We start from the raw sequence: 14,582 nt of genomic DNA, 5'->3' as shown, positions 1-14,582 counted from the left end.
ATTATACATTATGTGTATATCCCTTTTTTGAGCATGTCTACATAAAAATAAGTAAAAGCACTCGTTTAAAGAGTGCTTTAAAATGGATACCAAAAGTTTTGAAATACGTTTAATTTTAAATATACCGCAACAATAAATATGAAAATACCGGCAAATAAAGCGATGAAATCTTCACGTTTCGCCTTACTTGTATAAAACCATGTACGTTTATCCTTCTTTCCAAATCCTCTTAAATCCATTGCATTTGAAACCGTATCTATTCTTTCTAGAGAATGCATGATTAGTGGCCAGAAAATTAAAACACGGTTCTTCATACGAACCCATAAACTTGCTTCTCCTTTTTCAAAAGCCACTCCTCTCGCTTCTTGCGCGTGTTTAATAATTTTATACTCAGACTGGATGTCAGGAATATAACGTAGTGCAATATTTATTGCATAAGTAATCTTATAATGAATACCAAGTTTACTTAAGTTACTTACAAATTCACTTGGATCTGTCGTGTAAATAAAAAGAAGTGTAAATGGTAACAACGTAAAATACTTTAATGAAAGTGTAGCTGCATAAAATAATGTTTCATATGTAATCGTTACATATCCAACATGTAAAAACGCGGTATATGATTCAGTTAATTCAGATCCATGAGTTGGTGTAATCAATAAAATCATGACAGAGTTTAATAAACTAAATGTAAATATGACACTAAAAACAATTAAAATTTTACGAAATGGAATTTTAGCAATGCTGAGCCCGATACACCCAATAATAAATAATATTAGCAACACCCGAAAATCAAAAAATAAAAAAGTAAGCGTCATACAAAAAATAAATAAAAACAATTTCACTACCCCATCCATACGATGAAAATATGTACTATGCACCTTCCTCCCTCCTATTACTATCTAAATAAAGCTCCATAAATTTTTCTGGACATGCAATCCCACTAAATTTAACAAGCTTGGTTAAAGAACTCTCTCTTAAGTTGGCTCTTTGTAACGTTTCTTGATCGCCTAATACATCAAACACTGTATTATCCGCAATAATTTTCCCTTCATGTAGAACTACTGCACGGTCTGTATATTCTAGCGCGAGATTCATATCGTGAGTGATAAAAACAAATGAAATTCCCTTTTTAGCTAGGTTTTTAATAAAAGACATAAATTGTTTATAGTGATAATAATCTTGTCCCGCTGTTGGTTCATCTAATATGATAAGTTTAGGATTTGTTGTTAATACAGATGCGATTGTTAATCTCTTTTTTTGCCCATAGCTTAGTGCTTGAATTGGCCAATTACGAAATGGATATAAACCACAAATTTTTAAAGTTCCTTCTACTCTATTCTTAATTTCTTCCTTAGAAAAATTATGTAATGTTAATGTAAATGAAACTTCTTCAAAAACAGTAGGCTGTGTAATCATATGATTTGGATTTTGCATCACGTAAGATATGATTTCCCCACGTTTACGAATAGACCAAGAACTAATATCTTCACCTTTTAACAAGATTTTCCCATTTTTCATTTTATTTATGCCTATAAGACTATGAGCTAATGTTGATTTCCCTGCTCCATTATGCCCTAACAGTGCCACAATTTCTCCTTCATATATTGAAAGGTTTACATTTTCTAATACTTTTTGTTTATTAGAGTATGAAAATGATAAATTCTCCACTTTAAGTAATTCCTTGTTTTTGGTATTCCCTTTTAATATGACTTGTTTCTCCATCCACTCTTTTATAACGTTGCTTACCTTTTCTTTTTGAAGGTTTTCCATTGGATATATTACGTCATTATTACTATCAAAATGTAATCTCTTTAATGCTTCGATGTAAATAGGCTCTCTTAAGCCGATACGTGGTAATATATTTGACGCTAAGATTTCTTTTGGTGTTCCTATCGCAATGACTTTACCTTCATCAATTAATATAACTTTGTCTAAATCCAGGTTTAAAATTTCTTCTATTCTATGTTCAATAATAACAATCGTTTTATTATATTGTTCATGTATATCTTTCATAAGTTTTATCGTATGTAAGGCACTTAGTGGATCTAAATTAGCTAACGGTTCATCGAACAATAATATATCCGCATTTGTTGTTAATAAACCCGCTAGAGAAACTGTTTGCTTTTGACCTCCTGATAATTCATGTGGACTTTGTTTATGAAACGTATGCATCTTCACCTTTCTTAATGAGTCCGAAACAATCTTTTTCATGTCATCTTGCTTTACACATTCATTTTCTAAATAAAAAGCTACATCTTCTTCTACTGTCAGACCAATAAATTGAGCATCTTGATCTTGCAAAATTGTTCCTACCTGCTTACTTTGTTCAAAAATACTTCCTTCCCTCGGGTCTTTACCGGCAATTAAAACGTTACCTGTACTAGTCCCTTCGTAAGAAAATGGGATTAGCCCATTTATACAATGAGCTAATGTCGACTTTCCTGAACCACTTCGTCCAGCAATTAGTACTTTTTCCCCAGGGTATATATGAAAGGTAATATCACTTAAAGTAGGCTGCGCAGCATGCCCATATTGAAAGGTGAATTGTTCAAACGAAATAATTGGTTTCATGTTAACATCCCTACTTTTCAATTTTTAAATGTGTATGTTTCTTATTAGATTTTGCCAAGCCAATTGTAAGTGGCAATCCAACTACTAAGAAAACGATAACATCGGAAATTGTTGCTCCTAATACTTGGATAACAATTTTGTCAAATGGTTCTCCCATCACAATAATATCGAATGCCCCAGCAAATATAATAGCAATGACAATACCAACTAGCCCAGTAATTGCTAAATAAGAAATATGCCCCTTGTTAAACGACCCGTTTTTCACACTAAAACCAACTCTTTTTTGAATAAGACCCATCGAAAAACCAATAATCCCTGAACTAGTAACCCAGCCCCACCAAATCCCCCATCCAGCAATCGTATCTGTTACGGTATGACCGATAAGTCCGATTAACAGTCCTGCCACTGGACCAAATAATGCTCCAAAAACAGTTAATATAGCTAATGCTGGTTTAATAAATGTATTCGGTGCAATAGAAAATCCCCAAAGTCCTAATATCCCGTATAATGCTGCTCCAATACCGATTGCTACTACTAACTTTGTTGATAATTTGTTCATTACAATTCCCCTCTCATATTAGTCAACTTTTATTACTCTATATTTAATTTAAAAATGAATTATGCATCTACACTCCCTTTCTATACAACAAAAAATGACCTCTTATATAAGAGGTCATTTTCTTTCACGTTCAAGAATCCTCTTATCTTTCAAAAAACACAACGTGTCCTCTGCGGAATTAGCACCTTCCTATAAAATTACATAGGGGTTGCTGAGGTTTCTTAGGGCCGTTCCCTCCACCTCTCTGGATAAGTATTAATTTGTAATTCGTATTATGGCACTAAAGAATGTAAATTTCAACACTTTTCTTACTATTTTTATTTTTTGTTAAATAGATCATTTAAATCATTGTATTCTTATCGGAATTATGAAATAATAAATTCAAAATCGTTTTGGGAGGAATGCATTATGAAAGTTATTGGTTTGATTGGAGGATTAAGTTGGGAATCTACATCATTATACTATAAACATATTAATACACTTACACTCTCTCAATACGATCAAAATGCAAAGTTAGTTTTATATAGTATGGATTTTGGTGAAGTAACTACTTTATTACAAAACCATCAATATGAAGAAGTGAAAAATGAACTAGTTACAGTTGCAAAGAAAGTTGAAAAATCTGGGGCTGAATGTTTATTAATGTGTTCAAATACCGTACATCTATTTGCCGAGGAAGTAGAACAAGCAATATCTATCCCGCTTCTTCACATTGGTGATGTAAGTGCTAAAGAAATGGTAGAACAGAATATAAAACGTATCGGACTATTAGGAACAAAACAAACGATGGAGCAAGATTTCTATAAATCACGATTAGCGAAATATAACATTGAGACAATTATCCCCAATGACGAGGAAAGAACTTTTATCCACCATGTCATATTAGATGAATTAAGTAGAGGGATCATTTCAGAAACATCTAAAGAAGAGTTATTACAAATTACAAAATCATTAATTCAAAATGGTGCTGAAGGTATATTATTAGGCTGCACTGAAATACCTTTACTCATCTCCCAAAATGATCTCACTGTTCCCGTTTTTGATACTGCTTTTTTACATGCAAATACTGCTGTGCAATTTGCTGGATAAGAATATACAAGCATAAAGGTGAGAACCTCTATGCTTGTATACAGTTACGACTATTTATCCCGCTATTTATGGGTAGTAAAATCCCTACCGATTAAAGTTTTACTTTATTTAAAAGAGATTCAATAACTGCAATTGCTTCTTTTGAACCACCACATTCTAAAAAGCTATCATTAAGTTTTCTTATACCATGTTTATACTTTTCATTTGAAAGAACATCTGTTACGGCCTCTTTTAAAGTGTGCACATTAACATGTTCTTTCAATAGTCTATGTGCCGCTTCAAGCTCAGTTAGTCTTTGCGCTATCATAGGCTGGTCTTTATCATGCGGTATTATTACAAATGGGACATTATAATGAATGGCATCGTGTACGCTATTCATACCGCCATGTGTAATAAAAACATCTGCTTCATTTAATATTTCTGATTGAGGTACGTATGGAGCAATTATAAAATTATCTGGTGCTTTCTTAATTTTAGAAATATCATTTCTATCACCAATTGCCATTACAACTATCCCATCAAAATCTGAAAAAGTATCAATACAAGTATTAAAGAATGGTTCGAGTCCTTCAAGCAGTGTTCCCATTGAAATATAAATAACTTTCTTTTCTTTAAGTGATTCCAGTGGAAACTTTATATTTGTTTTACGCTTTGAAATACTCGGTCCAATAAAAATGTTATTTTCCCCGAACGATTCGCTATTAGGTTGGAAATAACAACTTGTGTATACGAGACAAACATCACCCTTATTATTCATAAATTGAAGATTATTCTTTGGTTTTACTCCAAATTTATGTTCCATCTGATTTAGTAATTTTTCAGAGATTTCCTCTGGTTGGAATGGCATATCTGCATTTGGATGAAAAGGTAATGTCTTCAAAAATTCTGGCGGAATTAAAAATATAGGTGAGGACACTACACCTGGAACTTGTAAATACTCCTTTACTAACTCTCCTGCGCCAAATATATCATAAATTACGAAATCAAAATTTATACTTTCACATAATTGTCTCGTAATTTCTAATATATATAAAGAAGTTTGAACATGCACATGAAAGAAAGCATTTAACCCAGATGAGGTTTCAGCATCAATAGAAATCTCTTTTAATAGATCCGGATGAGTATGTACAGTAGCTCCTAAATCTTCAATTCTATCCTTAAAGTTTGCCGTTGTAATATAATGTACATTATCCCCTCGTTCAGTAAAGGCTTTTACTAAATTTAATGTAGGGTTTACATGCCCCTCTGCTGGAAAATTAACTACTAAAATATTTAGCACTTATTTCTCACTCCTTACATTTCATTGTTTTAATTAAGCATACTGTTATTTGTACAAGTAATCTTCCCCTAATAGTCCTAAAATGCTTGCTACATTATGTTGATAAATAATTTTTAGTCATCAACATAAAAAAAGCATCTACCTATGTAGATGCCTAACCGTGATAAGGAGTGTTCTGTGAGGTTAGAACAAACTTTTCTGCTTGTCCTATGCTATCAATATATGATTTATTTTATAAAATGTGAATCGTTAATAGAATTATTTTATCCATTTTATATGATCAAATGGATAAAATACCATTTCTACCTTACCTATTATATTTGACTCATCAATAAGTCCAAGTGTATTCCTACTATCTTTACTATGATTACGATTATCACCTAACACAAATAATTTATGCGTAGGAACTTTTATTTCTCTAAAATTTGAAAAACGATTGGATACTTGTAACATATCTAAATGTATATACGACTCATCACGCTTTTTACCGTTAATATATACCTCATCCTCTTTTAATTGTATATTATCCCCCGATAATCCAATAATTCGTTTCACATAGTAAGTAGGCTCGTCTTCTTTTTTTATGATGACAACATCCCCATGATGAAAAGACGATAAACAGACGTTTACCTTATTAACAAGTATATAATCTTTTTCATTTAAAGTAGGTTGCATCGAAATTCCTTCTACCATACAAAATAAAAATGACTTATTAATAAAAATAACCCCTATTATAATTAAGATGTAGCTACATATGTTCCTCCAATATTTTAGAATAAACAGCTTCATATATACCTCATTTCTAATCTATTCCCAGATAAAAACGCCTCTAGTTCACATGAATGCTAGAGACGTTTCGTCCATTTTAATTCTCTTTAGAGTTATCTGTTTTTTGCGCTTCACCAGTTAATCGCTTATTTTTCAAATCAAAATAAGCATCTAAAACTTCTTTTCCAATATCGGAGTTAATGCCCGATTTATCATTTTCAACCCACGGTACTACAACAGAAAATGCTACTTCTGGATCATCATATGGCGCATATCCAGCTAATGTTAAGTTATAACATTCTCTACGGTCGCCTTTCTCATTTCGCCCAATTTCATTTTCTCCACCATATACAGTTTGTGCGGTCCCTGTTTTACCAGCTGGTTTATATGGTGCTTTTTGGAACGCTCTTACTCCCGTTCCATCTCCGTCTTGAAATACTTTTCTAAATCCTTCTTTTACTTGATTAATATATTCTTGTTTCATATCGATTCTATTTAAAACAACGGGTTCTATTGATTGTACTACTTTACCAACCTCATCTTTTTGAACGGTTTGTTCTCTAATCTCTTGAACAATTTGTGGTTTCATTCGATACCCTCCATTTGCGATAGTCGAAATATATTGTGCAAGCTGAAGTGGTGTATATGTATCATATTGTCCAATAGAATAATCTAATAAGAAACCAGGCTGATTATCTTTTCTTCCAATTTGTCCTGCAGTTTCATTCGGTAAATCAATACCAGTTTGTACACCTAGTCCAAATTGCCTGAAATAATATCTCATTTTATCAAAATATTCTTGTTTAATATCTAGTGAACTATTTTTCACATAATCCACACCAGCAATTTTTAATGCTATATTAAACATATAAACGTTTGAAGAAACTTGTAACGCTCTTAGATCGTCTATATCACCAAAATTTTTCCAAGACTTCTTTTCCTTAGTTCCTTTAAACTTCATAGGTGCATCATAAAAATGTGTCCCAGGAGTTATTGCATTTGTTTCAAACCCTGTTAACACTGTCGCACCTTTAACCGTTGATCCAAGCTCATATGAACTTGTCAGCGTGCCTAAAGCATAATCTTCTACTTCCATTTTCCCATCTTTTTCTACAAGCCTTTTCCCAGCCATTGATAATACTTGGCCATTTTTAGGATTCATCATCACTACGAAAGCACGGTCTAACATTGATTCTGATCCTTTATATTGTTTTAATATTTTTTCTATGCTCTCCTCTACTTTTTTTTGCAATTCCATATCTATTGTTAAAGTTAAATTTTTACCGCTTTTTCCTTCCGAAACCGTTTCCGTTCTAATAGTATTTCCTTGTTTATCAGCAATGCTTCTTACTTCTTTTTTTGTACCATGAAGTACATCTTCGTATTGCTGTTCGATATAACTTTTGCCGACCCTATCATTTCGGCTATAATCACGCACTAAATAATAATCTAATCGTTCACGTGGCAATCCTTCATCAGCATTTGAAACGTTACCAAGGACAGAACGGAATAATCCATCATTTACATAGATTCTCTCCCAATCAACTGATGCGTCTACTCCTGGAAGGTTCGCTAAATTTTCACTAATCACCGCATATTCCTGTTCACTAACGTCCTTTTTAATAATTTGAGGTGCCATTTGAAAACCTGAGGTCATTTTACTTTTAATAGCTAACACTTCTATATCTTTAGCCGTTAGTTCTTGAAGATTTTTATCTGTAACGCGTTTCCTTTTTAAATCTTCTATTTTTTTGTCTAGCTCTTTTCCGGTAATATCCTTATCTCGGAACTTATCTATTTCTTTTTTTGATACTAAGTCTTGAGCAAGTTCTGGATTTAATTGCATCCAAAAGTCTTTCTTATCAGTCTCAGTTAACTTATCTATATCTTCTTGTGGCATTTCAATAATATCTGCAAGTTGTCTTGCTGATTTTAATATTTCTTCTTGTTTTACACCTTTCACCTTTGTATATGTAATCGTACGTAAAGACTTATTATCAACTACTGGATTTCCTTCACGATCAAATATTTTCCCACGTGGTACAGAAAGGCCCACGGTTGCATTTTCTCTCTTCTCTACTTCATTTTTATATGTTTCTCCATGAAAAATTTGCACTTTCCCTAACTGAATAATAATGCCAGAAAATAATAAAAATACACAAAGGAATAAAATATTTAACCGGAGAGGTACTACTCTACCACTTTTCTTCTCTTGCTTTTTCACTTTGTCATAATCTCCTCCTTACAATATTTCAAATAATAATCACATTTCTATATTAAAAGTAATGTACAATTTCTATACATTGCTTTGTACAAATATTAATATAATGTTTAAAACTTAATAGAAATTAAAACAAAGGTAAAGAAAAGGTAAAGTTTACTAAATTAAATATAAAAAATACCCAATAACAAAAAGCTTAGTTTTCACTAATCGCTTTGTTATTGGGTATTAATTGATTTAAGAATTACTACTAGTGCGTATTGGTATACATTTGTCGTCACAATTAGAAAGAGATTGTTTACTTAGTACTTTCGGTAAGTAAATAGTTACTGTTGTCCCGACACCAACCTCACTCATGATACTAATTGTCCCTTGATGACTTTCAATAATTTTATAACTTAACATTAATCCAATACCAGTCCCTTTTTCTTTCGTACTATAAAAAGGTTCACCTAATCTCTTAATTCTTTCTTCAGGTATTCCTATTCCTTCATCTATTACATGAATAATGACACCATCATCATTTATTTCTTTTATGTGAATTGAAATTTCCCCACCATTTGGCATAGCTTCGATTGAATTTTGCAAAATATTAATAAATACTTGTTTCAATTGATTTTCTGAGCATTCAATAATTATATCTTTGTCATCCGTAAATAGTTCAACTTGAATATTTGTCATAATTGCTTTTGTATTCATTAACGATACGACATTTTTAAAAATTTGATAAATATTTTTCTTTTCTGTATTTATCTCATCTGTTTTAGCGATTGATAGAAATTCTTGTAGGATTGCTTCTATCCTTTCAATTTCAGAAAGCATAAGATCAAAATATCTTTCTTGATCTTCTTTATTAATTTGGAATAACTGTATAAAACCTTTAATTACAGTTAAAGGATTTCTTACTTCATGAGCCACGCCAGCTGCTAATTGACCAATTGCTGCAAGCGTATCTGATTTGTTTAACAATTCTTCTGTCTTTTTTCGCTCTGTAATGTCGCGTATAATAATCATAATTTTATCACGTAATAATGGTAAACACCTAGCTTCAAAGAAATCAATACTTCCATTAAGTGTGAGTGGATATTCTACAATTACATTCGTTCCTTTTTCCTTCACTTGATTAATGGCTTCCTGAAACTGCTGCGCTACTGAAGGTGGTAATACTTCGTAAAACTTTTTTCCCATAAAAGCTTCTGCGGGTACGTAAAACTTCGTAGGAGATCCTGCCTTGTAATCAATAATCGTGCCATCATCTTCTGTTAAGAAACATAAATCTGGTAAAGCTTTAAAAATTAATTCAAGTTCAGATGTTTGTTGTTTTAACTGCTCTTCTATCGCTTTTAAATGCGTAATATCTACACCAACAGCCCAATAACTATATCCTGTTACAGGAAACTGTTCTGATATATTCGACCACATTATTGTTTTGATTTCACCATTTTTACATGTTAAGTGCATTTCCCAATCTCTGAAATTTTTTCCACAAGTTAAAAATTTCTTTTGTATTTGCTGGCGATAATTATGATCAGGATACAATAATTGCAGTGCATTTGGATTTCCAATTATTTCTTCAGCGGTATAACCTGTTACGATTTCACATTCTCGGTTCCACAAAACAAAATCTCCATTATAATCAAGCGCATCGACCATAACAGGCATGTTTTGTAAAATCGTATGTAGTTCCTCCTCTTTCCGAGAAAGCAACGTTGTATTTTTACTTTGAAATACCTTTATTGCACCATCTAAAATTAAACTTGAGAGCATTTCAAAGTATTTTTGACAACTGAAAATTTCACTTTTTTTGGACCATACAACAAAAGATCCTAAATGTTGATTGTATAAGAAAATGGGGATTTCAATCTTTGGAAGTTTACTCTTTTTTATCTCATTCATTCCGAATGAAAAAACACACTCTTTTTCAGCATCAAGAAGTTGATGTGATATGTTAGTTAATTTATAAAATTGTTCTGCCATGGTTTCTATTGTACTCACATCAATAAGTTCCATTAGCCGCGAATTCATTCTTTTTTCACCTCAATATGTAAAATTAATACAAATCTAAAATTCATACTTCTCCATTATACGAAGAAAGCTAGTGTAGGTATATAGCTGTAGAATAATTATTCGAACAAATTTTATTTTTCAATTAAAACAAGAAAAGAATATATATACTGAATACACCTTTAATTAGTATATATTTCGTTCATTCCTCATTTATTGTCTAGGTAACTTGAATTCCTCCTTACATTCACTGAACTTTCACTTGAGAGTCATACGCGTCACTAATAGCGGTATAAACATGCAATAAGTATAAAGTTCATAAAATATTCACAATTTTTATGAAAAATATAAACATTTATTCCAATATATTCTATATAATAAAATGTAATAAGGCTTCTATGAATCTCATAGAATACCTTACCCCTAATAAAAAGAAAAAAGAATCCATTTGGATTCTTTTTTCTTTTTTCTTTTTTTAATTACATTACATATTTATATAAAGCATGTGCCACACCATGTTCTTCATTTGATAACGTTTCGTATTTACACATTGCTTTTATTTCTTCAACTGCATTCCCCATTGCAATTGATATGTTCGCTTTTTCCATCATAGAAACATCGTTTAGCCCATCACCTATCGCTACAGTGTTTTCAACCGGAATATTAAGATGTTCTGCTAAAGTATATAATCCATTCCCTTTTTGAGCATCTCGATGATTAATCTCTAAATTGTGCCAATATGAAGATGTAATTGCTAAATCTGTATTATGAAGAAATGTTTCTTTGAGTTTTTTTAATTTCTCAATTTCATAAGAAAATGGTAATAGTTTATGCACATGTATATCTGTTTCTACAATTGGTTTACAACTTTCCGCACTATGAAACGCTGTATGCTCAAGATATAATGCTGCGATTGTTTCTAACTCTTTCAAGTCGAAATTTTCTTTTGAATTCTTCACATACTCAATTTCATTACGTACACTCTCTACTCCATAATCTGGTACGTACACACCTTTATCAGTATAAAGCTGATAATATAAACCATTCTCTTCAAGATATTCTACAATTTCAAGTGCCTGCATATTTTGAATTGGATATCTCTTCATCATTTTTTTATCTTTATATATAAGAGCACCATTTTCCGCAATGATTGGACACTCTAAATCAACTTCTAACAATAATCGCTCAATGTCAACAATAGAACGTCCTGTACAAATTGCTACAACATGGCCAGCTTCTTGACATGTTCGAATTGCTTCTGCATTTTCTTTACTTATCATTTTATTCCCCGAAAGAAGAGTTCCATCTAAATCAATTGCGATTAATTTCATTATTTCTTCACCACTTTCTATAAATACACGAGTTCTAATTAATTATTAGGTATCGTTTTCATACAATCCTCGTGAGGTACTTCTTATTTATAATTTATGAAAAGCGTTTCAGGTCAAGAAATAATTAAAAATAAAATCCAAAGCTTTTCTTTTTAAAAAAGCTTTGGATTTTAAACTATGAATTATAACTAATGTATTTTGTCTCACACATGTACACATTTTTTTCTTCAGTTGGGATATATACTTTAAACTTTTCTAACCGTTTTCCATAGACATGAATCGTAATAACGCTTTCATTTTTGCTAATTTCAAGAATATGACAATCCGCTGGTGGAATTACTTTATCTGTTTCTCCTTCTCCCAAATAAAGATTTCCTGTATGTGTTAAATAAACAAGTGAATTTCCAAGTTGTTTCGTTTGTATAAAGTTCTGCACCATAATCCTTCCTGAAAAAACGCCTTCTACGCCCCATGTGCCGTCATGATCATGTAAAGGTGTAGATTGTCCATCTCTCCATACGAGAGCCAGTACTTCAAAACGTTTGAGCGGATCTTCATACAATAAATGTCGTGCATATTGAGTCAAATTGGCCTTCTGTTTATCTAACGGAAGCCATGTTTTCTTTTCTAAAAGTTCTTCTAGTAACTTTTCAATGCCACACACTATTTCTTCTTCAAATAAACCGTTTTCCATAAGATCTGTAACACCTTTAATAAACTTTTGAAATGATTTACTTCCATTACAAGTCAACATAAGAATCCTCCTCTACGTTTTATACAATTCCATATTAAGGTGATTACCGAAAACTCACAATTGAGAAACAAAAAACAAGATGCAAATGTATGCACCTTGTTAAGATTTTTATTTAGCTTTCAATCGAATAGGTAAGTATTTTAATGTTTGTTCATTTTCCAATATACATTTTTCTAAACAGAAAGATGGAGATAGCTCTATTTTTTCAAAAGCATTTATAAAGGTAGTTAATGCAATCTCAGCCTCTAAACGTGCAAGTGGTGCTCCTAAGCAAAAGTGAGGACCTTTCCCAAAGGTTAAATGCTTTTCATTTCCTGTTCGATGTACATTAAATTGAGAGGCTTGTGAAAATTTTTTCTCGTCTAAATTCGCTGCACTAACCCACGCAACAATCATCTGATCCTTTTTCATTAAAGAACCAAATATATTTGTATCCCCTGTAATCCTCCGGGCTAATGTAACAGGAAAGCGATAGCGTAATACTTCCTCAATCGCTTTTGAAATTAAGTTAGGTTCTTTTCTTAACTCTTCATAAATTCCAGGTGAATCTACTAAAAAGCAATAAAAGCTATTAATAATTAAATTTGTAGTGGTTTCATTCCCAGCTGCTAGTAAACCTAATGAAAAGGTTACAATTTCTTCATCGGTTAATCTTTCGCCTTCATATTCAGCTCGAATTAAATCAGAAATGATATCATCGGTTAAATGATATCTCTTTTCCTGAACAATCGGTAGAAGGTATGCTTTGAATTCATTTAATGCTATCCCTTTCTCAGCATCCAGATCATTAAACTTTTCTTTACTATACGGCATAAATAAAATATCAGACCATTCTTTAATTTTTTTACGATCTGTTGTTGGGACTCCTAATAAATCAGAAATAACGGTAACAGGTAAAGGTGCAGCAAACTGTTCAACGATATTAACTTCACTACATTTTTCGATATGTTGTACAAGTTCATCTGCGATAGCCTGTATTCGAGGTTTCCACTGTTCTAAACTTCTTGGAGTAAATGCCTTAGAAACAATGGAACGTACATTGCGATGTTCTGGTGGATCTGTAGAGTTTATATTTATTCTAGTTTCTAAAGGAGGGATTGAGAATTGTCTGCGCTCCCTTCTACTTGAAAATAAGCGATAATCTGATAAAACACGATTTACATCATCATATAAAAAAACATTCCATACATCCTGCTCTTCATCATAATGAACTGGGTGATTATCCCTCATCAAACGATACCATTCATATGGATTCCATAATTCTTCTTTTGTTTTCAGCTTTGAAATTTCATGAACTAAAATAACATTTTCAGGTGAAGCCATAGTTCTTTCCTCCCTTTTCTTTTACAATAAAAGTGATAGGTCGGCAGTTCAAAGTTGTATAAACTATCATATGTTATTTTAACATATACTAAAGGGGATTTTTCATTAGAGAACTTGAGAAATATATAAGGGGGATTTTTATGTACGTTGACATTTTACTACTAGCAGAATTAACGACCGGACCAAAACATGGATATGAAATCAAAAAAAATGTTCAAAATCGTTTAGGTGAGAATTTTGAATTAAATCACAACATGCTTTACCCTGCCCTTAGGCGCTTTGAAAATATGGGTGCTATAACGAAAAAAATACATAAACAAGTTGGAAAACCAAACCGAAATATGTACGATATAACAGAAACAGGAGAAGAAATTTTTTCTGAAATGTTACGAGAGTTTCCCGAAAAACTTGCGACAAATAATGCAGAATTTCTTGTTCGTATCGCGCTATTTGAAAAACTTGAATATGAAGCTAGAAAAGAGATTTTGACTGTACGTCAAAACGTACTACATAATCAACTTACCGCTATTCAGTCTCTAGAGGTTACCTCACCCTTTATCACTGAAGTCATTGAATTTAGTAAATCACGAATTGAACATGAATTGAGTTGGATTACATCACTTATGAAGAAAATATGAAAAAATAACAAAAAAAGCTAAAATTAATGAATGAAAATGATATTT

12 protein-coding genes and 1 riboswitch are annotated in these 14,582 nt (G+C 31.9%); of the genes, 2 read left to right on the top strand and 10 right to left on the bottom strand.

Translation table 11 applies throughout. The features are described from left to right. Positions 1-77: 77 nt before the first annotated feature. Genes AC1Q51_RS04755 through AC1Q51_RS04745 form a run of 3 tightly spaced genes read right to left on the bottom strand, consistent with a single transcriptional unit; the run spans position 78 to position 3,130 of the window. Positions 78-878, bottom strand: coding sequence for an energy-coupling factor transporter transmembrane component T family protein (locus AC1Q51_RS04755; RefSeq protein WP_090977952.1), 801 nt, complete (start codon positions 876-878; stop codon positions 78-80). Next, positions 871-2,571: an ABC transporter ATP-binding protein gene (locus AC1Q51_RS04750; protein WP_071714915.1), complete on the bottom strand. Its 1,701-nt coding sequence runs from the start codon at positions 2,569-2,571 to the stop codon at positions 871-873. Before AC1Q51_RS04750 ends, AC1Q51_RS04755 begins: the two co-directional genes overlap by 8 nt. 10 nt (positions 2,572-2,581) lie before the next feature. Next, positions 2,582-3,130, bottom strand: a complete 549-nt coding sequence (locus tag AC1Q51_RS04745; RefSeq protein ID WP_090977954.1) for an ECF-type riboflavin transporter substrate-binding protein — start codon at positions 3,128-3,130, stop codon at positions 2,582-2,584. Between the two features lie 139 nt (positions 3,131-3,269). After that, positions 3,270-3,385: riboswitch (SAM riboswitch) on the bottom strand. Between the two features lie 153 nt (positions 3,386-3,538). Here AC1Q51_RS04745 and AC1Q51_RS04740 point away from each other — a divergent pair. After that, entirely contained in the window at positions 3,539-4,219 is a 681-nt protein-coding gene (locus tag AC1Q51_RS04740) for an aspartate/glutamate racemase family protein (protein ID WP_053564339.1), read from the top strand. A gap of 91 nt (positions 4,220-4,310) precedes the next feature. On the opposite strand, the gene AC1Q51_RS04735 is transcribed toward AC1Q51_RS04740, so the two are convergent. From AC1Q51_RS04735 to AC1Q51_RS04705, 7 genes are all read right to left on the bottom strand, one after another. Continuing rightward, positions 4,311-5,498, bottom strand: coding sequence for a macrolide family glycosyltransferase (locus tag AC1Q51_RS04735; protein ID WP_305926189.1), 1,188 nt, complete (start codon positions 5,496-5,498; stop codon positions 4,311-4,313). A gap of 258 nt (positions 5,499-5,756) precedes the next feature. After that, the gene (gene lepB, locus AC1Q51_RS04730) at positions 5,757-6,287 is read right to left on the bottom strand and encodes a signal peptidase I (protein WP_098126506.1); all 531 of its coding nucleotides are present in this window, start codon (positions 6,285-6,287) and stop codon (positions 5,757-5,759) included. 76 nt (positions 6,288-6,363) lie between these two features. Continuing rightward, a complete protein-coding gene (locus tag AC1Q51_RS04725) occupies positions 6,364-8,490 on the bottom strand; it encodes a peptidoglycan D,D-transpeptidase FtsI family protein (protein ID WP_305926188.1) in 2,127 nt (708 codons plus the stop codon). A gap of 234 nt (positions 8,491-8,724) precedes the next feature. Continuing rightward, positions 8,725-10,512 (bottom strand): ATP-binding protein, encoded by a 1,788-nt coding sequence (locus AC1Q51_RS04720; protein WP_100910227.1) that lies wholly within the window; start codon positions 10,510-10,512, stop codon positions 8,725-8,727. 458 nt (positions 10,513-10,970) lie between these two features. Beyond that, positions 10,971-11,822, bottom strand: coding sequence for a Cof-type HAD-IIB family hydrolase (locus AC1Q51_RS04715; RefSeq protein WP_000766387.1), 852 nt, complete (start codon positions 11,820-11,822; stop codon positions 10,971-10,973). Positions 11,823-11,997: 175 nt separating this feature from the next. Continuing rightward, positions 11,998-12,576, bottom strand: a complete 579-nt coding sequence (locus tag AC1Q51_RS04710; RefSeq protein ID WP_090977956.1) for a cysteine dioxygenase family protein — start codon at positions 12,574-12,576, stop codon at positions 11,998-12,000. A 108-nt stretch (positions 12,577-12,684) separates the two neighbouring features. Continuing rightward, a complete protein-coding gene (locus AC1Q51_RS04705; protein ID WP_065228912.1) occupies positions 12,685-13,899 on the bottom strand; it encodes a cytochrome P450 in 1,215 nt (404 codons plus the stop codon). Positions 13,900-14,039: 140 nt separating this feature from the next. Here AC1Q51_RS04705 and AC1Q51_RS04700 point away from each other — a divergent pair, with 140 nt between their 5' ends. Next, the gene (locus AC1Q51_RS04700; RefSeq protein WP_000289121.1) at positions 14,040-14,537 is read left to right on the top strand and encodes a PadR family transcriptional regulator; all 498 of its coding nucleotides are present in this window, start codon (positions 14,040-14,042) and stop codon (positions 14,535-14,537) included. The last annotated feature ends 45 nt before the right edge of the window (positions 14,538-14,582 follow it).

The organism is Bacillus sp. MT94, from assembly GCF_058792475.1.
The sequence above is the reverse complement of the archived record's forward strand: the minus strand, read 5'-3'. Positions and strand labels throughout refer to the sequence as shown.